21 protein-coding genes and 1 tRNA gene are annotated in these 23,126 nt (G+C 62.7%); all 22 read left to right on the forward strand.

The annotated features are described in order from the left end of the window. The first annotated feature begins 17 nt into the window (after positions 1–17). Positions 18–1,208 (forward strand): elongation factor Tu, encoded by a 1,191-nt coding sequence (gene tuf / locus ACEF39_RS03820; RefSeq protein ID WP_100463176.1) that lies wholly within the window; start codon positions 18–20, stop codon positions 1,206–1,208. A gap of 101 nt (positions 1,209–1,309) precedes the next feature. Then, positions 1,310–1,385: transfer RNA gene (locus ACEF39_RS03825), tRNA-Trp, on the forward strand. 48 nt (positions 1,386–1,433) lie between these two features. Then, the gene (secE, locus tag ACEF39_RS03830; protein ID WP_500287038.1) at positions 1,434–1,847 is read left to right on the forward strand and encodes a preprotein translocase subunit SecE; all 414 of its coding nucleotides are present in this window, start codon (positions 1,434–1,436) and stop codon (positions 1,845–1,847) included. A 10-nt stretch (positions 1,848–1,857) separates the two neighbouring features. Continuing rightward, positions 1,858–2,418: a transcription termination/antitermination protein NusG gene (gene nusG / locus ACEF39_RS03835; RefSeq protein WP_025879350.1), complete on the forward strand. Its 561-nt coding sequence runs from the start codon at positions 1,858–1,860 to the stop codon at positions 2,416–2,418. A gap of 196 nt (positions 2,419–2,614) precedes the next feature. Further along, positions 2,615–3,043 (forward strand): 50S ribosomal protein L11, encoded by a 429-nt coding sequence (gene rplK / locus ACEF39_RS03840; protein ID WP_004145248.1) that lies wholly within the window; start codon positions 2,615–2,617, stop codon positions 3,041–3,043. 4 nt (positions 3,044–3,047) lie between these two features. Beyond that, positions 3,048–3,746 (forward strand): 50S ribosomal protein L1, encoded by a 699-nt coding sequence (rplA, locus tag ACEF39_RS03845; RefSeq protein WP_089238989.1) that lies wholly within the window; start codon positions 3,048–3,050, stop codon positions 3,744–3,746. A 389-nt stretch (positions 3,747–4,135) separates the two neighbouring features. Continuing rightward, positions 4,136–4,672, forward strand: coding sequence for a 50S ribosomal protein L10 (gene rplJ, locus ACEF39_RS03850; RefSeq protein ID WP_089238991.1), 537 nt, complete (start codon positions 4,136–4,138; stop codon positions 4,670–4,672). 63 nt (positions 4,673–4,735) lie between these two features. Then, positions 4,736–5,101: a 50S ribosomal protein L7/L12 gene (gene rplL, locus ACEF39_RS03855; RefSeq protein WP_025879347.1), complete on the forward strand. Its 366-nt coding sequence runs from the start codon at positions 4,736–4,738 to the stop codon at positions 5,099–5,101. 326 nt (positions 5,102–5,427) lie between these two features. Further along, positions 5,428–9,582 carry a DNA-directed RNA polymerase subunit beta gene (rpoB, locus tag ACEF39_RS03860; RefSeq protein ID WP_100463185.1) on the forward strand — a complete coding sequence of 1,385 codons (4,155 nt, stop codon included), beginning with the start codon at positions 5,428–5,430 and terminating at the stop codon, positions 9,580–9,582. A gap of 89 nt (positions 9,583–9,671) precedes the next feature. Next, a complete protein-coding gene (rpoC, locus tag ACEF39_RS03865; protein WP_100463189.1) occupies positions 9,672–13,913 on the forward strand; it encodes a DNA-directed RNA polymerase subunit beta' in 4,242 nt (1,413 codons plus the stop codon). Positions 13,914–14,307: 394 nt separating this feature from the next. Continuing rightward, positions 14,308–14,682 carry a 30S ribosomal protein S12 gene (gene rpsL, locus ACEF39_RS03870; RefSeq protein WP_025879344.1) on the forward strand — a complete coding sequence of 125 codons (375 nt, stop codon included), beginning with the start codon at positions 14,308–14,310 and terminating at the stop codon, positions 14,680–14,682. Between the two features lie 12 nt (positions 14,683–14,694). Continuing rightward, positions 14,695–15,162, forward strand: coding sequence for a 30S ribosomal protein S7 (gene rpsG / locus ACEF39_RS03875; protein ID WP_089238997.1), 468 nt, complete (start codon positions 14,695–14,697; stop codon positions 15,160–15,162). Between the two features lie 138 nt (positions 15,163–15,300). Continuing rightward, positions 15,301–17,442, forward strand: coding sequence for an elongation factor G (fusA, locus tag ACEF39_RS03880; protein WP_089238999.1), 2,142 nt, complete (start codon positions 15,301–15,303; stop codon positions 17,440–17,442). Positions 17,443–17,494: 52 nt separating this feature from the next. After that, positions 17,495–18,685: an elongation factor Tu gene (gene tuf, locus ACEF39_RS03885; protein ID WP_100463176.1), complete on the forward strand. Its 1,191-nt coding sequence runs from the start codon at positions 17,495–17,497 to the stop codon at positions 18,683–18,685. A 333-nt stretch (positions 18,686–19,018) separates the two neighbouring features. After that, the gene (rpsJ, locus tag ACEF39_RS03890) at positions 19,019–19,330 is read left to right on the forward strand and encodes a 30S ribosomal protein S10 (RefSeq protein ID WP_010341589.1); all 312 of its coding nucleotides are present in this window, start codon (positions 19,019–19,021) and stop codon (positions 19,328–19,330) included. Between the two features lie 11 nt (positions 19,331–19,341). After that, positions 19,342–19,992 carry a 50S ribosomal protein L3 gene (gene rplC / locus ACEF39_RS03895; protein WP_049470484.1) on the forward strand — a complete coding sequence of 217 codons (651 nt, stop codon included), beginning with the start codon at positions 19,342–19,344 and terminating at the stop codon, positions 19,990–19,992. A gap of 12 nt (positions 19,993–20,004) precedes the next feature. Beyond that, on the forward strand, positions 20,005–20,610 hold the full coding sequence (gene rplD, locus ACEF39_RS03900; protein WP_025879302.1) for a 50S ribosomal protein L4: 606 nt from the start codon (positions 20,005–20,007) through the stop codon (positions 20,608–20,610). After that, on the forward strand, positions 20,607–20,906 hold the full coding sequence (gene rplW, locus ACEF39_RS03905) for a 50S ribosomal protein L23 (RefSeq protein WP_025879303.1): 300 nt from the start codon (positions 20,607–20,609) through the stop codon (positions 20,904–20,906). The genes rplD and rplW overlap by 4 nt, the downstream gene beginning before the upstream one ends. A 10-nt stretch (positions 20,907–20,916) precedes the next feature. Next, positions 20,917–21,744: a 50S ribosomal protein L2 gene (rplB, locus tag ACEF39_RS03910; protein WP_025879304.1), complete on the forward strand. Its 828-nt coding sequence runs from the start codon at positions 20,917–20,919 to the stop codon at positions 21,742–21,744. 6 nt (positions 21,745–21,750) lie between these two features. After that, the gene (rpsS, locus tag ACEF39_RS03915; protein WP_004145340.1) at positions 21,751–22,020 is read left to right on the forward strand and encodes a 30S ribosomal protein S19; all 270 of its coding nucleotides are present in this window, start codon (positions 21,751–21,753) and stop codon (positions 22,018–22,020) included. 12 nt (positions 22,021–22,032) lie between these two features. Further along, positions 22,033–22,368, forward strand: coding sequence for a 50S ribosomal protein L22 (gene rplV / locus ACEF39_RS03920; RefSeq protein ID WP_004145348.1), 336 nt, complete (start codon positions 22,033–22,035; stop codon positions 22,366–22,368). Positions 22,369–22,386: 18 nt separating this feature from the next. Next, entirely contained in the window at positions 22,387–23,121 is a 735-nt protein-coding gene (rpsC, locus tag ACEF39_RS03925) for a 30S ribosomal protein S3 (protein WP_004145350.1), read from the forward strand. Positions 23,122–23,126: the final 5 nt, after the last annotated feature.

The following is a 23,126-nucleotide window of genomic DNA, read 5'->3' on the forward strand; positions in this document are numbered from 1 at the left end:
ATTCGAGATAAGCAGCCATGGCCAAGGGTAAGTTCGAGCGCACCAAGCCGCACGTCAACGTCGGCACCATCGGTCACGTCGACCACGGCAAGACCACGCTGACCGCCGCACTGACCAAGATCGGTGCCGAGCGCTTTGGTGGCGAGTTCAAGGATTACTCCGCGATCGACGCCGCGCCGGAAGAAAAGGCGCGTGGCATCACGATCTCGACCGCGCACGTCGAATACGAATCCACCGTTCGTCACTACGCCCACGTCGATTGCCCGGGCCATGCTGACTACGTCAAGAACATGATCACCGGTGCTGCCCAGATGGACGGCGCGATCCTGGTGTGCTCGGCCGCTGACGGCCCGATGCCGCAGACCCGCGAGCACATCCTGCTGTCGCGTCAGGTCGGCGTGCCGTACATCGTCGTGTTCCTGAACAAGGCCGACATGGTTGACGATGCCGAGCTGCTGGAACTGGTCGAAATGGAAGTCCGCGAGCTGCTGAGCAAGTACGACTTCCCGGGCGACGACACCCCGATCATCTCGGGTTCGGCCCGTCTGGCGCTGGAAGGCGACCAGAGCGAAATCGGCGTGCCGGCCGTCATCAAGCTGGTCGAGGCGCTGGACACCTGGATCCCGACCCCGGAGCGTGACGTCGACAAGGCATTCCTGATGCCGGTCGAAGACGTGTTCTCGATCTCGGGCCGTGGCACCGTGGTGACCGGTCGTATCGAGCGCGGTGTGATCAAGGTCGGCGAAGAAATCGAAATCGTCGGCATCCGTCCGGTGCAGAAGACCACCGTGACCGGCGTGGAAATGTTCCGCAAGCTGCTGGACCAGGGTCAGGCAGGCGACAACGCCGGTCTGCTGCTGCGCGGCACCAAGCGTGACGACGTCGAGCGTGGCCAGGTTCTGGCCAAGCCGGGTTCGATCAAGCCGCACACCAAGTTCGACGCCGAAGTCTACGTCCTGTCGAAGGACGAAGGCGGCCGTCACACCCCGTTCTTCAAGGGCTACCGTCCGCAGTTCTACTTCCGTACCACCGACATCACCGGTGCGGTCGAGCTGCCGGAAGGTGTCGAGATGGTGATGCCGGGCGACAACATCAAGATGGTTGTCACCCTGATCAACCCGGTCGCCATGGACGCCGGCCTGCGCTTCGCGATCCGCGAAGGTGGTCGTACCGTCGGTGCTGGCGTGGTTGCCACCATCCTCGAGTAAGCCTGCATGCCGGCGGTCGCATAGCGCTGCCGGTCTGGCGAGTGGCGGGCCGGGAACCTCGGTCCGCCTTCGCCGTCTAAGGGAAGGCAAGTTTTCTACGTACGCCAGTAGCTCAATTGGCAGAGCAGCGGTCTCCAAAACCGCAGGTTGGGGGTTCGAGTCCCTCCTGGCGTGCCATCTGCCCACCTTACCCAGCGGCCCTGCCGCTAAAGCAGACACAGCCTGATGAATAGCAAGATCGAACATTCCAAGGACACCTCCGCGCAAGGCGGGGATATCGTCAAGTACGTCCTCGCATCGTTGCTGGTGCTGGCAGGTCTGTTCGTCTGGTTCTGGTTCTCCGCCGACTCCGGTCGCGCTGCCCAGCTGGGCACGTGGACGGGTCAGCTGCGTGCGTTGGCGGTCGTGGTCGGCCTGGTTGGCGGTATCGGCGTGTTCATGCTGACCGGCAAGGGGCGCGACACCCGCGAATTCCTCTCCGAGTCGCGTTTCGAACTGCGTAAAGTGGTTTGGCCGACCCGCCAGGAAGCCATTCGCATGACCTGGGTGGTGATTGTCGTCGTCCTGATTCTCAGCCTGCTGCTGGGTGGGTTCGACTTCTTCATCCAGAAACTGACTCAGTGGTTCCTGAGCCGCTAAGGAGAAATGCATGAAGCGTTGGTACGTCGTTCACGCCTATTCGGGCTTCGAGAAGTCGGTGGCGCAGGCTCTGCGTGATCGCATCGTCCGTGACGGCATGGAAGAGCGCTTCGGCGACGTCCTGGTTCCGACCGAGGAAGTGATCGAAATGCGCGCCGGCCAGAAGCGCCGTTCCGAGCGCAAGTTCTTCCCGGGTTACGTGCTGGTCCAGATCGAGACCCACGAAGAAGCGGGTATTCCGCGCATCGACAACGAAAGCTGGCACCTGGTCAAGGAAACCCCGCGCGTCATGGGCTTCATCGGCGGAACCGCCGATCGTCCGCTGCCGATCGCAGATTCCGAGGCCGAGGCGATCCTGAACCGCGTCCAGGAAGGCGTCGAGAAGCCGCGTCCGAAGGTGCTGTTCGAGCCGGGTCAGATGGTCCGTGTCACCGAAGGCCCGTTCAACGACTTCAATGGTGTCGTCGAAGAAGTCAACTACGAGAAGAGCCGTCTGCGCGTCTCGGTGCTGATCTTCGGTCGCGCCACTCCGGTCGAGCTCGAGTTCGGTCAGGTCGAAAAGGCCGTCTGATCTGTATTCACATGTCGCTTCAGGCATGTGAAGAAAAAACCTGATATGCTGCGCGGCTCCCGCTGGGAAGCTGGCGGGAGGAGGCCACCGAAAGGTGGCCTTCGGCATGATTTCAAAACGCGATGCCGGGACGCGTGATTCCCGGTCCGATGGGGAGCCTGTTGTCGCAAGGCGCTAGCACCCGGAGAGTACTCACATGGCAAAGAAAGTTGTCGGTTATATCAAGCTGCAGGTGAAGGCCGGTCAGGCCAACCCCTCGCCGCCGGTCGGTCCTGCGCTGGGTCAGCGCGGCCTGAACATCATGGAATTCTGCAAGGCCTTCAATGCCGCCACGCAGAAGCTCGAGCCGGGTCTGCCGGTTCCGGTGATCATCACGGCCTATTCGGACCGTACGTTCACCTTCATCACCAAGAGCACTCCGGCCACCACCCTGCTGAAGAAGGCCGCTGGCATCTCGTCGGGCTCCAAGCGCCCGAACACCGAGAAGGTCGGCAAGGTCACCCGTAAGCAGCTGGAAGAGATCGCCAAGGCGAAGGAACCGGATCTGACTGCCGCCGACCTGGACGCCGCCGTGCGTACCATCGCTGGCTCTGCCCGTTCCATGGGCCTCGTGGTGGAGGGTTAATCAGATGGCACAGAACAAGCGCGAAAAGGCCATCAAGGCCGCCGTTGTCCCGGGTAAGGCGTATGCCTTCGAGGACGCAATCAACATCCTGAAGACCGCCACCAAGGCCAAGTTCGTCGAGTCGATCGACGTTGCTGTGCGCCTGGGCGTCGACGCGAAGAAGTCCGACCAGCAGGTCCGTGGCTCCACCGTGCTGCCGGCTGGTACCGGCAAGTCGGTCCGCGTCGCTGTCTTCGCTCCGGCCGGTGCCAAGGCTGATGAAGCCCTGGCCGCTGGTGCCGAAGCCGTCGGTATGGACGATCTGGCCGAGAAGATGCAGGCCGGCGATCTGAACTACGACGTCGTGATCGCGACCCCGGACGCAATGCGCGTCGTCGGTAAGCTGGGTACCGTGCTGGGCCCGCGCGGCCTGATGCCGAACCCGAAGGTCGGCACCGTCTCCCCGAACCCGGGTGAGGCTGTGAAGAATGCCAAGTCGGGTCAGGTGCGTTACCGCACCGACAAGGCCGGCATCATCCACTGCACCATCGGCAAGGCCGACTTCGCCGAAGACGCGCTGAAGTCGAACCTGACCGCGCTGCTGCTGGACCTGATCAAGGCCAAGCCGGCCACCTCGAAGGGCCTGTACCTGCAGAAGGTGTCGGTCAGCTCGACGATGGGCCCGGGCGTCACCGTCGACCAGTCGTCGCTGAGCCTGAAGTAATCGTTTCAAGCGATCGTGGGTCCCTCGGGTCCCGCGACCGTGACATTTGAAGGCATCCGCCGGCAACCCATCGCCGGTGGTAGCCGTCAAAGACCGCAGGTGCGGTCGTGGTATGCCGGCGACGGGCACGGAAGCTCGATTTGGCAGGGAGTCGCCGCCGGAGCAGCCACGAACGCTTAATCGATTCCCCGGAATCACCCTGCGTAGATGGTGCCCTTCTGGAGTTTTTCTGGTTCACGCACGTCTGGGGTTACCCAGGTTGGCCCACTCCAGGTCTAGAACGGCCCACCCCCCGGAACATCATTCCGATGTTCCCGGCGTCCAGGACGGATGCCGCACAGGACCGCACACGGCAGGAGCCGTAAGCGGAGTTCAATCGGAGGAGTGCAATGGCTCTCAATCTGTCCCAGAAGCAAGAAGTAGTCGCGGAGCTGGCAGACATCGCCGCCAAGGCCCACTCCTTGATCGCAGCCGAATACGCTGGCACCACGGTCGCTCAGATGACCGCGATGCGCAAGCAGGCTCGTGAAACCGGCGTTTTCTTGAAAGTTGTCAAGAACACCCTGGCGTCGCGTGCTGTTGAAGGCACCGAGTTCGCATGTGCACAGGACAAGCTCGTTGGTCCGCTGCTGTACGCGTTCTCGCTTGAGGAGCCCGGCGCTGCCGGTCGCCTGATCAAGGATGCCGCCAAGGGCAACGACAAGCTGCAGGCCAAGGTCGTCGCCATCGGCGGCGAAGTGTTCCCGGCAAGCCATGTCGACGTGTTGGCCTCGCTGCCGACCCGCGACCAGGCCCTGGCAATGCTGGCACGCGTCCTGACCGAGCCGGTCACGATGTTCGCCCGCGCCATCAAGGCAATCGGCGACAAGCAGAATGGTGGCGACGTCGCCGCCGACGCTGCTGAACCGGCCGCCGAGACCGCCTGAGTTTCGACTAATCGTGGTTCCTGACGGAACCTCAATCCAGAAAAACATCCAAAGGTAATTATCATGTCCCTTACCAACGAACAGATCGTCGACGCCATCGCCGAGAAGTCCCTGATGGAAGTGATGGAGCTGGTCAAGGCCATCGAAGAGAAGTTCGGCGTCTCCGCCGCTGCTCCGGTCGCCGCTGCTGTGGCTGGCCCGGCTGCCGTTGTTGAAGAGCAGACCGAATTCGTCGTCACCCTGAAGACCGCTGGCGACAAGAAGGTCGAAGTCATCAAGGCCGTCCGCGCCATCACCGGCCTGGGCCTGAAGGAAGCGAAGGACCTGGCCGAAGCCGGCGGCGTCCTGAAGGACAACGCTTCGAAGGACGAAGCCGAGAAGATGAAGAAGGATCTGGAAGCTGCTGGCGCGACTGTCGAAGTCAAGTAAGCACTTCCATTGCGTCGCCATCGAAATCCGGCGATGCAGCCAAGGCTGGGGGCGTAAGCCCCCGGCCTTTGGTCGTTGTTGTAGGGCCAGCCAATCGTGGCGCGGTTCTACGGAAATACGGTGAAAAAGCCCAACACGGGCTGCGGTCAAACCCTGGTCGGCCAGCGCAAAGCGCGGCGGCGGGGGAGTGGATGCAGACGAGTTGGCAGTTGGAAGTAGCGGGAGAAGGCGTGCTGGTGCCGGCAATACCAGCGACTTCCAACTGACAATTTCAAGTTCCCTTCGGGTCGTGGGCGCACGACTCGCACAACAAGGTGGAAGACCTCATGACGTCCTATTCGTTCACCGAAAAAAAGCGTATCCGCAAGGATTTCGGCAAGCAGCGTTCGATTCTCGAAGTGCCGTTCCTGCTCGCCATCCAGGTGGATTCCTACCGTGAATTCCTGCAGGAAAACGTCGATCCGGCCAAGCGCACGGACCACGGCCTGCACGCTGCACTGAAGTCGGTCTTCCCGATCGCCAGCTACAGCGGCAATGCTGCCCTGGAGTACGTCGGCTACAAGCTGGGCGATCCGGTCTTCGACGAGCGTGAATGCCGTCAGCGTGGCATGAGCTACGGTGCGCCGCTGCGCGTGACCGTGCGCCTGGTGATCTACGACCGCGAGTCGTCGACCAAGGCCATCAAGTACGTGAAGGAGCAGGAGGTCTACCTCGGCGAAATCCCGCTGATGACCGACAACGGCACCTTCATCGTCAACGGCACCGAGCGCGTCATCGTCTCGCAGCTGCACCGCTCGCCGGGCGTGTTCTTCGACCACGACCGTGGCAAGACCCACAGCTCGGGCAAGCTGCTGTACAGCGCCCGCATCATTCCTTACCGCGGCTCCTGGCTGGACTTCGAGTTCGACCCGAAGGACGCGCTGTTCACCCGTATCGACCGTCGCCGCAAGCTGCCGGTGTCGATCCTGCTGCGTGCGCTTGGCTACAGCAACGAAGAGATGCTGGCCGAGTTCTTCGAGATCAACACCTTCCACATCAACCCGGATGAAGGCGTCCAGCTGGAGCTGGTGCCGGAGCGCCTGCGCGGCGAAACCCTGGGCTTCGACCTCGCCGACGGCGACAAGGTCATCGTGGAAGCCGGCAAGCGCATCACCGCGCGCCACATCAAGCAGCTGGAAGCCTCGGGCATCGCCGCCCTGGCCGTGCCGGACGACTACATCGTCGGCCGCATCCTGTCGCACGACGTGGTCGATGCCTCGACCGGTGAACTGCTGGCCCAGGCCAACGACGAAATCACCGACGAGCAGCTGCAGAACTTCCGCAAGGCCGGCGTCGACGCAGTGGGCACCCTGTGGGTGAACGACCTGGATCGCGGCCCGTACCTGTCCAACACCCTGCGCATCGACCCGACCAAGACCCAGCTGGAAGCCCTGGTCGAGATCTACCGCATGATGCGTCCGGGCGAGCCGCCGACCAAGGATGCTGCGCAGAACCTGTTCCACAACCTGTTCTTCACCTTCGAGCGCTACGACCTGTCGGCCGTCGGCCGCATGAAGTTCAACCGTCGCGTGGGCCGCAAGGAAACCACCGGCGAAGCCGTGCTGTACGACCGCAAGTACTACGGCGAGCGCAACGACGAAGAGTCCAAGCGACTGGTTGCCGCCCACGGCGACAGCTCGGACATCCTGGACGTGATCAAGGTCCTGACCGAGATCCGCAACGGTCGTGGCGTGGTCGATGACATCGATCACCTGGGCAACCGTCGCGTGCGTTCGGTCGGTGAAATGGCCGAGAACGTGTTCCGCGTGGGCCTGGTCCGCGTCGAGCGTGCGGTCAAGGAACGCCTGTCGATGGCAGAGTCGGAAGGCCTGACCCCGCAGGAGCTGATCAACGCCAAGCCGGTGGCTGCGGCGATCAAGGAATTCTTCGGCTCCTCGCAGCTGTCGCAGTTCATGGACCAGAACAACCCGCTGTCGGAAGTCACGCACAAGCGTCGCGTCTCGGCCCTGGGCCCGGGCGGCCTGACCCGTGAGCGCGCCGGCTTCGAAGTGCGCGACGTGCACCCGACCCATTACGGCCGCGTCTGCACCATCGAAACCCCGGAAGGCCCGAACATCGGCCTGATCAACTCGCTGGCCGTGTACGCCCGCACCAACCAGTACGGTTTCCTCGAGACCCCGTACCGCAAGGTCGTGGATGGCAAGGTCTTCGACGAAGTCGAGTTCCTGTCGGCCATCGAAGAAAACGAGTACGTCATCGCCCAGGCCAACGCCCTGACCGATGCCAACAGCGTGCTGACCGAGCAGTTCGTTCCCTGCCGTTACCAGGGCGAATCGCTGCTGAAGCCGCCGGCGGAAGTCCACTTCATGGACGTCTCGCCGATGCAGACCGTGTCGATCGCGGCTGCGCTGGTTCCGTTCCTGGAGCACGATGACGCCAACCGCGCACTGATGGGCGCCAACATGCAGCGTCAGGCCGTGCCGACCCTGCGTGCGCAGAAGCCGCTGGTCGGTACCGGCATCGAGCGCGCCGTGGCGCGTGACTCGGGTGTGACCGTGAACGCCCGTCGTGGTGGTGAGATCGTGCAGATCGACGCCGCCCGCATCGTGGTCAAGGTCAACGAAGCCGAGATCACCGATGCGTCCGATGCCGGCGTCGACATCTACAACCTGATCAAGTACACCCGCTCCAACCAGAACACCTGCATCAACCAGCGTCCGCTGGTGGAAGTGGGCAACGTGGTGGCGCGTGGCGACGTGCTGGCCGATGGTCCGTCCACCGACATCGGTGAACTGGCCCTGGGCCAGAACATGCTGATCGCCTTCATGCCGTGGAACGGCTACAACTTCGAAGACTCCATCCTGCTCTCCGAGCGCGTGGTGGAAGAGGATCGCTACACCACGATCCACATCGAAGAGCTGACCTGCGTTGCGCGTGACACCAAGCTGGGGCCGGAGGAAATCTCCGCCGACATCCCGAACGTTTCCGAGCAGGCGCTGAACCGTCTGGACGAGAGCGGCGTGGTGTATATCGGTGCCGAAGTCCGCGCTGGCGACATCATGGTCGGCAAGGTCACCCCGAAGGGCGAAAGCCAGCTGACCCCGGAAGAGAAGCTGCTGCGCGCGATCTTCGGCGAGAAGGCTTCGGACGTGAAGGACAGCTCGCTGCGCGTGCCGCCGGGCATGGACGGCACCGTCATCGACGTGCAGGTCTTCACCCGCGATGGCATCGAGAAGGACAAGCGCGCCCGTCAGATCGAAGAATCTGAAATCAAGCGCGTCAAGAAGGACTTCGACGACCAGTTCCGCATCCTGGAAGCGGCCATCTACGCCCGTCTGCGTTCGCAGATCGTGGGCAAGGTGGTCAACGGTGGTGCCGGCCTGAAGAAGGGCGACGTCATCTCCGACGCCTACCTGGATGGCCTGAAGAAGGCTGACTGGTTCGTGCTGCGCATGAAGGACGAGGACGCTGCCGAAGCCATCGAACGCGCACAGAAGCAGATCCAGGCGCACGAGAAGGAATTCGAGCGTCGCTTCGCCGACAAGCGCGGCAAGATCACCGCGGGCGACGACCTCGCCCCGGGCGTGCTGAAGATGGTCAAGGTGTTCCTGGCCGTGAAGCGCCGCATCCAGCCGGGCGACAAGATGGCAGGCCGCCACGGCAACAAGGGTGTGGTGTCCAACGTCGTGCCGGTCGAGGACATGCCGTACATGGCCTCGGGCGAAACCGTGGACATCGTGCTGAACCCGCTGGGCGTGCCGTCGCGTATGAACATCGGGCAGATCCTGGAAGTGCACCTGGGCTGGGCCGCCAAGGGTCTGGGTCGCAAGATCCAGGCAATGCTGGAAGCCCAGGCGGCGGTCGCCGACCTGCGCAAGTTCCTGGACGACATCTACAACCACGATGACACCAACGTGGCCAACCGTGTCGACCTGTCGCAGTTCAGCGACGAGGAACTGCTGCGCCTGGCCCGCAACCTGTTCGACGGCGTGCCGATGGCCACCCCGGTGTTCGACGGCGCCACCGAAGCGGAAATCAAGCGCATGCTGGAACTGGCCGACCTGCCGAGCAGTGGCCAGACCCAGCTGTATGACGGCCGCACCGGTGAAGCCTTCGATCGCCACACCACCGTTGGCTACATGCACTACCTGAAGCTGAACCACCTGGTCGACGACAAGATGCACGCCCGTTCGACCGGTCCGTACTCGCTCGTCACCCAGCAGCCGCTGGGCGGCAAGGCGCAGTTCGGCGGCCAGCGCTTCGGTGAAATGGAAGTCTGGGCGCTGGAAGCCTACGGCGCGGCCTACACCCTGCAGGAAATGCTGACGGTGAAGTCCGATGACGTGCAGGGCCGCAACCAGATGTACAAGAACATCGTCGACGGTGAGCACGAGATGGTCGCGGGCATGCCGGAATCCTTCAACGTGCTTGTGAAGGAAATCCGCTCGCTGGCCATCAACATGGAACTGGAAGACAACTGATCCATGCCGGCGCGGCGGTCAACGCCGCCGCGCCGCTGGCAGTCAACTGAAAGCCCATCGACACAGCATTCCTCCTTCTGGAGAACACCATGAAAGACCTGCTCAACCTCTTCAACCAGCAGCGCCAGACGCTGGACTTCGACGCGATCAAGATCGCGCTGGCTTCGCCGGACCTGATCCGTTCGTGGTCCTTCGGCGAAGTGAAGAAGCCGGAAACCATCAACTACCGTACCTTCAAGCCGGAGCGTGACGGCCTGTTCTGCGCCGCCATCTTCGGACCGGTCAAGGACTACGAGTGCCTGTGCGGCAAGTACAAGCGCATGAAGCACCGCGGCGTGGTCTGCGAGAAGTGCGGCACCGAAGTGACCCTGGCCAAGGTGCGTCGTGAGCGCATGGGCCACATCGACCTGGCTTCGCCGGTCGCGCACATCTGGTTCCTCAAGTCGCTGCCGTCGCGCATCGGCCTGATGCTGGACATGACCCTGCGCGATATCGAGCGCGTGCTGTACTTCGAAGCCTACGTGGTGACCGAGCCGGGCCTGACCGCCCTGGAGCGCCGCCAGCTGCTGACCGAAGAACAGTACCTGCAGGCCCGCCAGGAGCACGGCGACGACTTCGACGCCGCCATGGGCGCCGAGGCCGTGTACGAACTGCTGCGCACCATCGACCTGCAGTCGGAAATGACCCGCCTGCGCGAAGAAATCGCCAGCACCGGTTCGGAAACCAAGCTGAAGCGACTGACCAAGCGCATCAAGCTGATCGAAGCCTTCCTGGAATCGGGCAACCGTCCGGAGTGGATGGTCATGACCGTCCTGCCGGTGCTGCCGCCGGACCTGCGTCCGCTGGTTCCGCTGGATGGTGGCCGCTTCGCGACCTCCGATCTGAACGACCTGTACCGCCGCGTCATCAACCGCAACAACCGCCTGCGCCGCCTGCTCGAACTGAGCGCGCCGGACATCATCGTGCGCAATGAAAAGCGCATGCTGCAGGAATCGGTCGATGCGCTGCTGGACAACGGTCGTCGTGGCCGTGCCATCACCGGCACCAACAAGCGCCCGCTGAAGTCGCTGGCCGACATGATCAAGGGCAAGCAGGGTCGCTTCCGTCAGAACCTGCTCGGCAAGCGCGTCGACTACTCGGGCCGTTCGGTCATCGTGGTCGGTCCGTACCTGCGCCTGCACCAGTGCGGTCTGCCGAAGAAGATGGCGCTCGAACTGTTCAAGCCGTTCGTGTTCGCCAAGCTGCAGCGTCGTGGCCTGGCTACCACCATCAAGGCCGCCAAGAAGCTGGTCGAGCGCGAAGAAGCCGAAGTCTGGGACATCCTGGAAGAGGTCATCCGCGAGCATCCGGTGATGCTGAACCGTGCGCCGACCTTGCACCGTCTGGGCATCCAGGCCTTCGAGCCGGTCCTGATCGAAGGCAAGGCGATCCAGCTGCACCCGCTGGTCTGCACCGCGTTCAACGCCGACTTCGACGGTGACCAGATGGCCGTCCACGTGCCGCTTTCGCTGGAAGCCCAGCTGGAAGCGCGTGCGCTGATGATGTCCACCAACAACATCCTGTCGCCGGCCAACGGCGAGCCGATCATCGTGCCGTCGCAGGACGTCGTGCTGGGTCTGTACTACATGACCCGCTCGCTGGAAAACAAGAAGGGCGAGGGCATGGCCTTCGCCAACATCGCCGAAGTCAAGCGCGCCTACGACAACCGCGTGGTGGAACTGCACGCGCGCGTCAAGGTCCGCATCACCGAGGTGGTGACCGACGAGGAAGGCAACAAGCAGAGCAAGACCTCGATCGTGGATACCACCATCGGTCGTGCCCTGCTGGCTGAAATCCTGCCGGAAGGCCTGCCGTTCGCGCTGGCCAACACCGAGCTGACCAAGAAGAACATCAGCCGCCTGATCAACTCCAGCTACCGCCAGCTGGGTCTGAAGGACACGGTCGTGTTCGCCGATAAGCTGATGTACACCGGCTTCGCCTACGCGACCCGCGCCGGCGTCTCGATCGGCATCGACGACATGCTGATCCCGGACGAGAAGAAGGGCATCCTCACCGAGGCCGAAGCCGAAGTGCTGGAAATCCAGGAGCAGTACCAGTCGGGCCTGGTCACCGCCGGCGAGCGCTACAACAAGGTGGTCGACATCTGGTCGCGCACCAATGAGCGCATCGCCAAGGCGATGATGGACACCATCGGTACCGAGAAGGTCATCAATGCCAAGGGCGAGACCATCGACCAGAAGTCGATGAACTCCCTGTACATCATGGCCGACTCCGGTGCACGAGGCAGCCAGGCGCAGATCCGTCAGCTGGCCGGCATGCGTGGCCTGATGGCCCGTCCCGATGGCTCGATCATCGAGACGCCCATCAAGGCGAACTTCCGCGAAGGCCTGAACGTGCAGGAGTACTTCAACTCCACCCACGGTGCCCGTAAGGGTCTGGCCGATACCGCGCTGAAGACCGCGAACTCGGGTTACCTGACCCGTCGTCTGGTCGACGTGGCGCAGGACGTGGTGATCACCGAGGTGGATTGCGGTACCACCGAAGGCCTGATCATGACCCCGATCGTCGAAGGCGGTGACGTGGTCGAGCCGTTGAAGGATCGCGTGCTGGGTCGCGTGGTTGCCGAGGACGTGTTCCTGCCGGGCAACGACGAAGATCCGATCGTCACCCGCAACACCCTGCTCGACGAAGCCTGGGTCGCCAAGCTTGAAGAGGCCAGCGTGCAGACCATCAAGGTCCGCTCGACGATCTCCTGCGAATCGGCCTTCGGCGTCTGCGGTCGCTGCTACGGCCGCGATCTGGCCCGTGGCCACCTGGTCAACATCGGTGAAGCGGTCGGCGTCATCGCCGCCCAGTCCATCGGTGAGCCGGGTACCCAGCTGACGATGCGTACGTTCCACATCGGTGGTGCGGCATCGCGAGCTGCTGCGGTCGACAACATCACCGTCAAGACCACCGGCTCGGTCAAGTTCAGCAACCTCAAGTCGGTGGCCCATGCCAACGGCTCGCTGGTCGCCGTGTCGCGCTCGGGCGAAATGTCGGTGCTCGATGCGCACGGCCGTGAGCGTGAGCGTTACAAGCTGCCGTACGGCGCAACCATCACCTCCAAGGACGGTGATGCGGTCAAGGCTGGCCAGACCGTGGCCAACTGGGATCCGCATAACCACCCGATCGTTTCGGAAGTGGCTGGTTTCATCCGCTTCATCGACTTCGTCGACGGCATCACCGTCATCGAGAAGACCGATGAGCTGACCGGCCTGGCGTCGCGCGAAATCACCGACCCGAAGCGCCGCGGCGCCCAGGCGAAGGATCTGCGCCCGATCGTCCGCATCGTCGATGGCAAGGGCAACGACCTGTCGATTCCGGGCACCGATCTGCCGGCGCAGTACCTGCTGCCGCCGCGCTCGATCGTCAACCTGCAGGACGGCGCTGCCGTCGGCGTGGGTGACGTGGTTGCCAAGATCCCGCAGGAAGCGTCCAAGACCCGCGACATCACCGGTGGTCTGCCGCGCGTGGCCGATCTGTTCGAAGCGCGCAAGCCGAAGGATCCGGCGGTGCTGGCCGAGCGTTCGGGCATCATCAGCTTCGGCAAGGACACCAAGGGCAAGCAGCGCCTGATCATCAAGGACACCGATGGTTCGGAACACGAAGAGCTGATTCCGAAGTACCGTCAGGTCATCGTGTTCGAAGGTGAGCACGTGACCAAGGGCGAAACGATCGTCGACGGCGAGCCGAGCCCGCAGGACATCCTGCGTCTGCTGGGTGTCGAGCCGCTGGCCGCCTATCTGGTCAAGGAAATCCAGGACGTGTACCGCCTGCAGGGCGTGAAGATCAACGACAAGCACATCGAGGTGATCACCCGCCAGATGCTGCGCAAGGTCGAGATCACCGATCAGGGCAGCAGCAAGTTCCTGAACGGCGAACAGGTCGAGCGCCAGCGCGTCATCGAGGAAAATGCACGCCTGACCACCCGCAACGAGCTGATCGCTCGTTTCGATCCGGTCCTGCTGGGCATCACCAAGGCCTCGCTGGCAACCGAGTCGTTCATCTCGGCCGCTTCCTTCCAGGAAACCACCCGCGTGCTGACCGAGGCTGCCGTCCGTGGCACCAAGGACAACCTGCGCGGCCTGAAGGAAAACGTGATCGTCGGCCGTCTGATCCCGGCCGGTACCGGTCTGTCGTACCACGCCAACCGCCGCCGCAACGCGAGCGGGCTGACCGACTCGGAAATGCAGACCCTTGCCGGTACCCCGGCAGCTGCGGCCCCCGTGGCCGTGGCAGCACCGGAAGTGGTGGTGGAATCGACCGACGCCGAGCAGGCCGAGGATTGATCGGCCGGTCCGGCTTCGGTCGGACCTCGATCGGGCAGGGGGCGGCCATCGACCGGTCCCTGCTGCATGCTCCGGCTCCGTGCCGGACAAGCATCACGCAGGACCGGTTTTGGCCGGAACTGCACTCGAAGGCACAGGCCGCTGGTCTGTTCGCCTTCGATGAGGTAGGATGCCGCCCGGCCCAGCGATGGGTCGGGCGACAACCTGAACGGGGGGCATGGAGAAGGCTCCCCTGTAACGGCCCAGGATCAGGGCTGGCTTGGCGTGTGCGCATTTGACCGCGTTTTCGCCAGGTTGCTACAATCGTCTGTCTCAGCAGGCCGGTTTTTCGCCTGCTCGCACATATCCGCATTCATGGCCGGTTTTTTTCGGCCTCTCTCAGAAGAACATACTGATGGCGACGATCAATCAGCTTGTCCGCAAGCCGCGGCAGGCAACCACTTATAAGAGCGCCTCGCCGGCTCTCGAAAAGTGCCCCCAGCGCCGTGGCGTCTGCACGCGCGTTTATACCACTACTCCGAAGAAGCCGAACTCGGCGCTTCGCAAGGTTGCCAAGGTTCGCCTGACCAACCAGGAAGAAGTGATTTCCTACATCGGCGGTGAAGGCCACAACCTGCAGGAGCACTCCGTGGTCCTGATCCGTGGCGGTCGCGTCAAGGATCTGCCGGGTGTGCGTTACCACACCGTTCGTGGTTCGCTCGACGCCTCCGGCGTTGCCAAGCGTCGCCAGGGCCGTTCCAAGTACGGCGCCAAGCGTCCGAAGAGCTAAGGGAAAGCACACATGTCTCGTAAAGGTAATACGCCGCAGCGCGCAGTCCTGCCGGATCCGAAGCACGGAAGCGAAACCATCGCCCGTTTCATCAACATGGTGATGCTGAGCGGCAAGAAGTCGGTCGCTGAAAAGATCGTCTACGGCGCCATGGACGTGATCGGTGAGAAGAACCCGAATTCCGTCGAGCTGGTTCAGAAGGCTCTGGAAAACGTGGCTCCGTCGGTCGAAGTCAAGTCCCGCCGTGTCGGTGGTGCCACCTATCAGGTGCCGGTCGAAGTGCGCGCCTCGCGCAAGATGGCCCTGGCCATGCGTTGGCTGATCGACTCCGCGCGCAAGCGTGGTGAGAACACCATGCCGAAGAAGCTGGCCGCTGAGCTGATCGACGCTGCGGAAAACCGTGGCGGCGCCATCAAGAAGCGCGAAGAAACCCACCGCATGGCCGAAGCCAACAAGGCATTCGCCCACTACCGCTGGTGAGTTTGACGGCCTTGTAAAACAGGCAGGGCAGTACCATCTCGGTGCTGCCTCGCGGCCCCAGAAGGGCTGCGCCAATCCGAAGGCCGCCGAAAGGCGGCGTTCGGCCATCCGAAATCCAAGAAATCTGAGAGGCTCCCCGTGGCCCGTTCCACTCCCATCGAGCGTTACCGCAATTTCGGCATCATGGCTCACATCGATGCCGGCAAGACCACCACGTCCGAGCGCATCCTGTTCTACACCGGCAAGAGCCACAAGATCGGTGAAGTGCATGACGGCGCCGCCACCATGGACTGGATGGAGCAGGAGCAGGAGCGTGGCATCACGATCCAGTCCGCTGCGACCACCGCGTTCTGGAAGGGCATGGACAAGTCCCTGCCGGAGCACCGCTTCAACATCATCGACACCCCCGGGCACGTCGACTTCACCATCGAAGTGGAGCGCTCGCTGCGCGTGCTCGACGGTGCCGTCTTCGTGCTGTGTGCCGTCGGTGGCGTGCAGCCGCAGTCGGAAACCGTGTGGCGCCAGGCCAACCGTTACAAGGTGCCGCGCATCGCGTTCGTCAACAAGATGGACCGTACCGGCGCCAACTTCAGCAAGGTCGTCGGCCAGCTGAAGGCGAAGCTGGGCGCCAAGGCCGTTCCGATGCAGCTGCCGATCGGCGCTGAGGAAGGCTTCAAGGGCGTCGTCGATCTGCTGAAGATGAAGGCCATCCATTGGGATGAGGCTTCGCAGGGCATGAAGTTCGAGTACAGCGATGTGCCGGCCGACCTGCTGGCTGAAGCGACCGAAGCCCGTACCTTCATGATCGAAGCGGCTGCCGAAGCCAGCGAAGAGCTGATGGACAAGTACCTGGGTGGCGATGAGCTGACCGAGGCCGAGATCATCGAAGCCCTGCGCGTGCGCACCCTGGCGACCGACATCGTGCCGATGTACTGCGGCTCGGCGTTCAAGAACAAGGGCGTGCAGGCCATGCTGGACGGCGTGATCCAGCTGCTGCCGTCGCCGATCGACGTGCCGGACGTGACCGGTACCGACGTTGACGATGAAACCAAGGAAATGAGCCGCAAGTCTGATGACAAGGCTCCGTTCTCGGCCCTGGCCTTCAAGATCATCACCGACCCGTTCGTCGGCGCGCTGACCTTCTTCCGTGTCTACTCGGGCACGCTGAATGCAGGCGACCAGCTGCTGAACTCGGTGAAGGGCAAGAAGGAGCGCATCGGCCGTATCCTGCAGATGCACTCCAACAACCGCGAAGAAATCAAGGAAGTTCTGGCCGGCGACATCGCCGCCGCCGTGGGCCTGAAGGACACCACCACGGGTGACACCCTGTGCTCCATGGATCAGCCGATCATCCTCGAGCGCATGGTGTTCCCGGAGCCGGTCATCTCGATGGCTGTCGAGCCGAAGACCAAGTCCGATCAGGAAAAGATGGGTCTGGCACTGGGTCGTCTGGCGCAGGAAGATCCGTCGTTCCGCGTCAAGACCGACGAAGAATCCGGCCAGACCATCATCTCGGGCATGGGCGAGCTGCACCTGGACATCATCGTTGACCGCATGAAGCGCGAGTTCAACGTTGAAGCCAACGTCGGCAAGCCGCAGGTGGCGTACCGCGAAACGATCACCCTGTCGGACGTGAAGTCGGACTACAAGCACGCCAAGCAGTCCGGTGGTAAGGGTCAGTACGGTCACGTCGTGATCGAGCTGTCGCCGATCACCGAGGCCGATCGTGCAGATCCGAAGATCGCCGCTGGCATCAAGGACGACTTCCTGTTCATCAACGACATCACCGGTGGCGTGATTCCGAAGGAATTCATCCCGTCGATTGAAAAGGGCCTGCGCGAAACCATCACCAGCGGTCCGCTGGCGGGCTTCCCGGTCGTGGACGTCAAGGTGAAGCTGGTGTTCGGCTCGTACCACGACGTCGACTCCTCGGAAATGGCGTTCAAGCTCGCTTCCTCGATGGCCTTCAAGGAAGGCTTCCGCAAGGCCAAGCCGGTCCTGCTGGAGCCGATCATGAAGGTCGAGATCGTGACCCCGGAGGATTACCAGGGTGACGTGATGGGCGACGTCAGCCGTCGTCGCGGCGTTCTGCAGGGTTCTGATACCACCGGTGACGGTTCGGCCAGCATCATCAACGCGATGATTCCGCTGGGCGAAATGTTTGGCTACGCGACCTCGCTGCGTTCGCAGACCCAGGGCCGCGCCACCTTCACGATGGAATTTGACCACTACGAGCCGGCGCCGAACAACATCGCCGACGAAGTCATGAAGAAGGCCTGAGCGTAACGCTCAGGTCCTCCAAACCACTTACGAACCAATAAGGTAGAAAGAAATGGCAAAGGGTAAGTTCGAGCGCACCAAGCCGCACGTCAACGTCGGCACCATCGGTCACGTCGATCACGGCAAGACCACGCTGACCGCCGCACTGACCAAGATTGGTGCCGAGCGCTTCGGTGGCGAGTTCAAGGATTACTCCGCGATCGACGCCGCGCCGGAAGAAAAGGCACGTGGCATCACGATCTCGACCGCGCACGTCGAATACGAATCCACCGTTCGTCACTACGCCCACGTCGATTGCCCGGGCCATGCTGACTACGTCAAGAACATGATCACCGGTGCTGCCCAGATGGACGGCGCGATCCTGGTGTGCTCGGCCGCTGACGGCCCGATGCCGCAGACTCGCGAGCACATCCTGCTGTCGCGTCAGGTCGGCGTGCCGTACATCGTCGTGTTCCTGAACAAGGCCGACATGGTTGACGATGCCGAGCTGCTGGAACTGGTCGAAATGGAAGTCCGCGAGCTGCTGAGCAAGTACGACTTCCCGGGCGACGACACCCCGATCATCTCGGGTTCGGCCCGTCTGGCGCTGGAAGGCGACCAGAGCGAAATCGGCGTACCGGCCGTCATCAAGCTGGTCGAGGCGCTGGACACCTGGATCCCGACCCCGGAGCGTGACGTCGACAAGGCATTCCTGATGCCGGTCGAAGACGTGTTCTCGATCTCGGGCCGTGGCACCGTGGTGACCGGTCGTATCGAGCGCGGCGTGATCAAGGTCGGCGAAGAAATCGAAATCGTCGGCATCCGTCCGGTGCAGAAGACCACCGTGACCGGCGTGGAAATGTTCCGCAAGCTGCTGGACCAGGGTCAGGCAGGCGACAACGCCGGTCTGCTGCTGCGCGGCACCAAGCGTGACGACGTCGAGCGTGGCCAGGTTCTGGCCAAGCCGGGTTCGATCAAGCCGCACACCAAGTTCGACGCCGAAGTCTACGTTCTGTCGAAGGATGAAGGCGGCCGTCACACCCCGTTCTTCAAGGGCTACCGTCCGCAGTTCTACTTCCGTACCACCGACATCACCGGTGCGGTCGAGCTGCCGGAAGGCGTCGAGATGGTGATGCCGGGCGACAACATCAAGATGGTTGTCACCCTGATCAACCCGGTCGCCATGGACGCCGGCCTGCGCTTCGCGATCCGCGAAGGTGGTCGTACCGTCGGTGCTGGCGTGGTTGCCACCATCCTCGAGTAATCTGCTAGACTCTGCGCCCCGATGTTGCCTGGGTAGGGCATCGGGGCGTATCAAACGGGAAAGTAGGCACAGGATGTGCCTTGTGTTCCCCGGACCAGGAAGGGTCAATGCCATTCAGGCGGCGTCAACAGGAGACTGTTGACAGCTGCCTTGCGTGCCATTATGCTTCTCCGTCTGGGCAGGCCAGTTTCATGGGTCTGCCTATGCATTTGGGGTCTACGGATTGACCTTGTCGGCCTGCGGGAATGCGGGCCGTCTGTATTCAGGGATTTCATGGGGCAAAGCAACCCAGAGGCTTTGTCTGTCGCTCTTTTATCGAAGGAACCTACCGCCATGGCGGACCAAAAGATCCGGATCCGGCTGAAAGCGTTCGATCATCGTCTGATCGACCGTTCGGCCAGCGAGATCGTTGAGACGGCGAAGCGGACCGGCGCGCAAGTGCGTGGCCCGATCCCGCTGCCGACCAAGATCGAGCGTTACACCATCCTCGTCTCCCCGCACGTCGACAAGGACGCGCGTGACCAGTACGAGACCCGCACGCACAAGCGCGTGCTCGATATCGTTGACCCGAATGACAAGACCGTGGACGCGCTGATGAAGCTCGAACTGGCTGCCGGCGTCGACGTTCAGATCAAGCTGACCTGAGGACTACGACCATGACGAAGAAATATTCGTTGGGCTTCGTGGGCCGCAAGGCTGGCATGAGCCGCGTGTTTACCGAAGATGGCCGTTCCATCCCGGTGACCCTGATCGAAGCAACCCCCAACCGCATCGCGCAGATCAAGACCGTCGAAGCTGACGGCTACAGCGCCGTGCAGGTGACCGTCGGCGCGCGTCGCGCTGCCCTGGTCAACAAGCCGGAAGCCGGCCACTTCGCCAAGGCGAAAGTGGAAGCGGGCCGTGGCCTGTGGGAATTCCGCGTTGAAGACGCCCAGCTCGGCGATTTCGCCGTTGGTGGCGAAGTCAAGGCGGACATCTTTGAAGTCGGCCAGATCGTCGACGTCCAGGGTGTCACCAAGGGTAAGGGCTTCCAGGGCACCATCAAGCGCTACAACTTCCGCATGGGTGACGCTACCCACGGCAACTCGCTGTCGCATCGCGCGCCGGGTTCGCTGGGTCAGCGCCAGACGCCCGGCCGCGTGTTCCCGGGCAAGAAGATGTCCGGTCACATGGGTTCGGTGCAGCAGAGCACCCAGAACCTGGAAGTTGTCAAGGTCGACGTCGAGCGCGGTCTGATCGCAGTTCGCGGCGCCGTTCCGGGCGCGGCGGGTGGCGACGTGATCGTCCGTCCGGCGAGCAAGGCATAAGGAGAGATGACGATGGAACTCGTTATCACGGGTAGCAATAACAAGGTCTCGGTCTCCGACGCCGTGTTCGGTCGCGATTTCAGCGAAGATCTGGTTCACCAGGTCGTCGTTGCTTACCGCAACGCCGGTCGCGCCGGCACCAAGGCGCAGAAGACTCGCTCCGAAGTGGCAGGTACCACCAAGAAGTCGAAGAAGCAGAAGGGCGGCGGCGCGCGTCATGGCGCACTGACGGCTCCGATCTTCGTCGGCGGCGGTGTCACCTTCGCGGCAAAGCCGCGCAGCTTCGAGCAGAAGGTCAATCGTAAGCAGTACCGTGCCGCCATGTGCGCGATCCTGTCCGAGCTGAACCGTCAGGGCCGTCTGACCATCGTGGAGTCCTTCGATGTCGAAGCGACCAACACGAAGGCTCTGATCGCCAAGCTGGCCGGCCTGGAAGTGGGCAAGCGCCCGCTGATCGTCACTGAAGAAGCCTCCGAGCACCTGTACCTGTCGGCGCGCAACATTCCCTACGTGGAAGTGCGTGACGTCCAGGGCCTGGATCCGGTGTCGCTGGTCGGTGCCGACACGGTCGTCATCACCGCTGACGCGGTCAAGAAGGTCGAGGAGTGGCTGGCATGAACAGCAACGAAAAAATCTTCAGCGTGCTGCTCGCCCCGCGTGTCTCCGAAAAGACCGCGCGCCTGCAGGAACTCTCCAATCAGTACGTCTTCGAAATTTCGAACGAAGCCACCAAGGCCGATGTAAAGGCCGCGGTTGAGCAGCTGTTCGACGTCAAGGTCGAAGCAGTCAACGTGGTCAACGTCAAGGGCAAGAACAAGTCCTTCCGTAACCGTGCTGGCCGCCGCGGCGATTGGCGCAAGGCGTACGTTCGCCTGGCCGACGGCCAGTCGATCGATGTAACGGCCAAGGCCTGAGGTACATCCCATGCCATTGATGAAATTCAAGCCCACTTCTCCCGGTCGCCGTTCGGCCGTGCGCGTGGTTACTCCCGACCTGCACAAGGGCGCTCCGCACGCTCCGCTGGTCGAGTCGCAGAGCCGTTCGGGTGGTCGCAACCACCACGGCCGCATCACCGTGCGTCACGTCGGTGGTGGCCACAAGCAGCACTACCGCCTGATTGACTTCAAGCGCAACAAGCTGGGCATCCCGGCGCGCGTGGAACGCATCGAATACGATCCGAACCGCACCGCCCACATCGCCCTGCTGTGCTACGTCGACGGCGAGCGCCGCTACATCATCGCCCCGAAGGGTCTGAAGGCTGGTGATCAGGTGATCGCTGGTTCGGATGCTCCGATCAAGGCGGGCAACACCCTGCCGCTGCGCAACATCCCGGTCGGTACCACCATCCACTGCATCGAGCTGAAGCCGGGCAAGGGCGCCCAGATCGCCCGCGCTGCAGGTGCTGCCGTGCAGCTGGTTGCTCGTGAAGGCATCTACGCCACCCTGCGCCTGCGCTCGGGTGAAATGCGCAAGGTTCCGGTCGAGTGCTGCGCGACCATCGGCGAAGTCGGCAACGACGAGCACAGCCTGGAAAAGCTGGGCAAGGCCGGTGCCAAGCGCTGGCGCGGCGTCCGCCCGACCGTTCGTGGTGCTGCCATGAACCCGGTTGACCACCCGCACGGTGGTGGTGAGGCGAAGGCCGGCCAGGGTAACCCGCATCCGGTCACCCCGTGGGGTGTTCCGACCAAGGGTTACAAGACGCGCCATAACAAGCGCACTCAGCAGTTCATCGTCCGCGATCGTAGGGGCTAATCGACCATGGCACGTTCACTCAAGAAGGGCCCGTTTGTCGATCACCACCTGGTTGCTAAGGTGGCTGCCGCTGCGGGTAGCAAGCGTCCGATCAAGACCTGGTCGCGTCGTTCGATGATCCTGCCTGACATGGTAGGCGTCACCATTGCCGTGCATAACGGCAAGAACCACATCCCGGTTCTCGTCAACGAGAACATGGTCGGCCACAAGCTCGGCGAATTTGCCATCACCCGGACCTTCAAGGGTCACGGTGGTGACAAGAAGTCGGGCAAGTAAGGAGAGATGACAATGGAAGCGAAAGCCATCCTGCGCACCGCGCGCATCTCCCCGCAGAAGGCACGTCTGGTCGCTGACCAGGTGCGCGGTCTGCCGGCCGAGCGTGCCGTCAACCTGCTGAAGTTCTCGGACAAGAAGGCTGCCCACCTGATCAAGAAGGTGGTGGAGTCGGCTATTGCAAATGCCGAGAACAACCAGGGCGCCGACGTCGACGAGCTGAAGGTTCAGACCATCATGGTAGATGAAGGTCCGACCCTGAAGCGTTTCATGGCGCGGGCGAAAGGCCGCGGTACCCGCATCCTCAAGCGCACCAGCCACATCACTGTGGTTGTTGGCGCCGCCAAGTAAGCGGATAAGGAAAAGACCATGGGTCATAAAGTTCATCCGATTGGTATCCGCCTCGGCATTTCCAAGGACTGGAACTCCAAGTGGTACGCCAACAAGGCCGAGTTCGCTGGTTACCTGGCAGCCGACCTGAAAGTGCGCGAAATGCTGCGCAAGAAGCTGGCTCAGGCCGGCATCAGCAAGATCCTGATCGAGCGTCCGGCAAAGACCGCTCGCGTGACGATCCACACCGCCCGTCCGGGCGTGGTGATCGGCAAGCGCGGTGAGGACATCGAGAAGCTGCGCAAGGAAGTGAGCGAGATGATGGGCGTCCCGGCGCACATCAACGTCACCGAAGTGCGCAAGCCCGAGCTGGACGCACAGCTGGTTGCCGAATCGATCGCGCAGCAGCTGGAGCGTCGCATCATGTTCCGCCGTGCAATGAAGCGCTCGGTCGGCAACGCGATGCGCCTGGGTGCCCTGGGCATCAAGGTCAACGTCGGTGGCCGCCTCAACGGTGCAGAAATCGCCCGTTCGGAGTGGTACCGCGAAGGCCGCGTGCCGCTGCACACGCTGCGTGCCGACATCGACTATGGCTTCGCTGAAGCCAAGACGACCTACGGCATCATCGGCATCAAGGTCTGGATCTACAAGGGCGAGGTCTTCGATTTCTCCCAGGTTGGCCAGGAAAAGCAGGACGACACCCCGTCGCGCAACGATCGTCATGATCGCGGCGACCGCGGTGACCGTCAGCGCCCGGCTCGTGAAGCGAGGTAACGACA

The sequence above is a fragment of the Stenotrophomonas indicatrix genome (assembly GCA_041545745.1).
GTDB classification, from domain to species: Bacteria; Pseudomonadota; Gammaproteobacteria; order Xanthomonadales; family Xanthomonadaceae; genus Stenotrophomonas; species Stenotrophomonas indicatrix_A.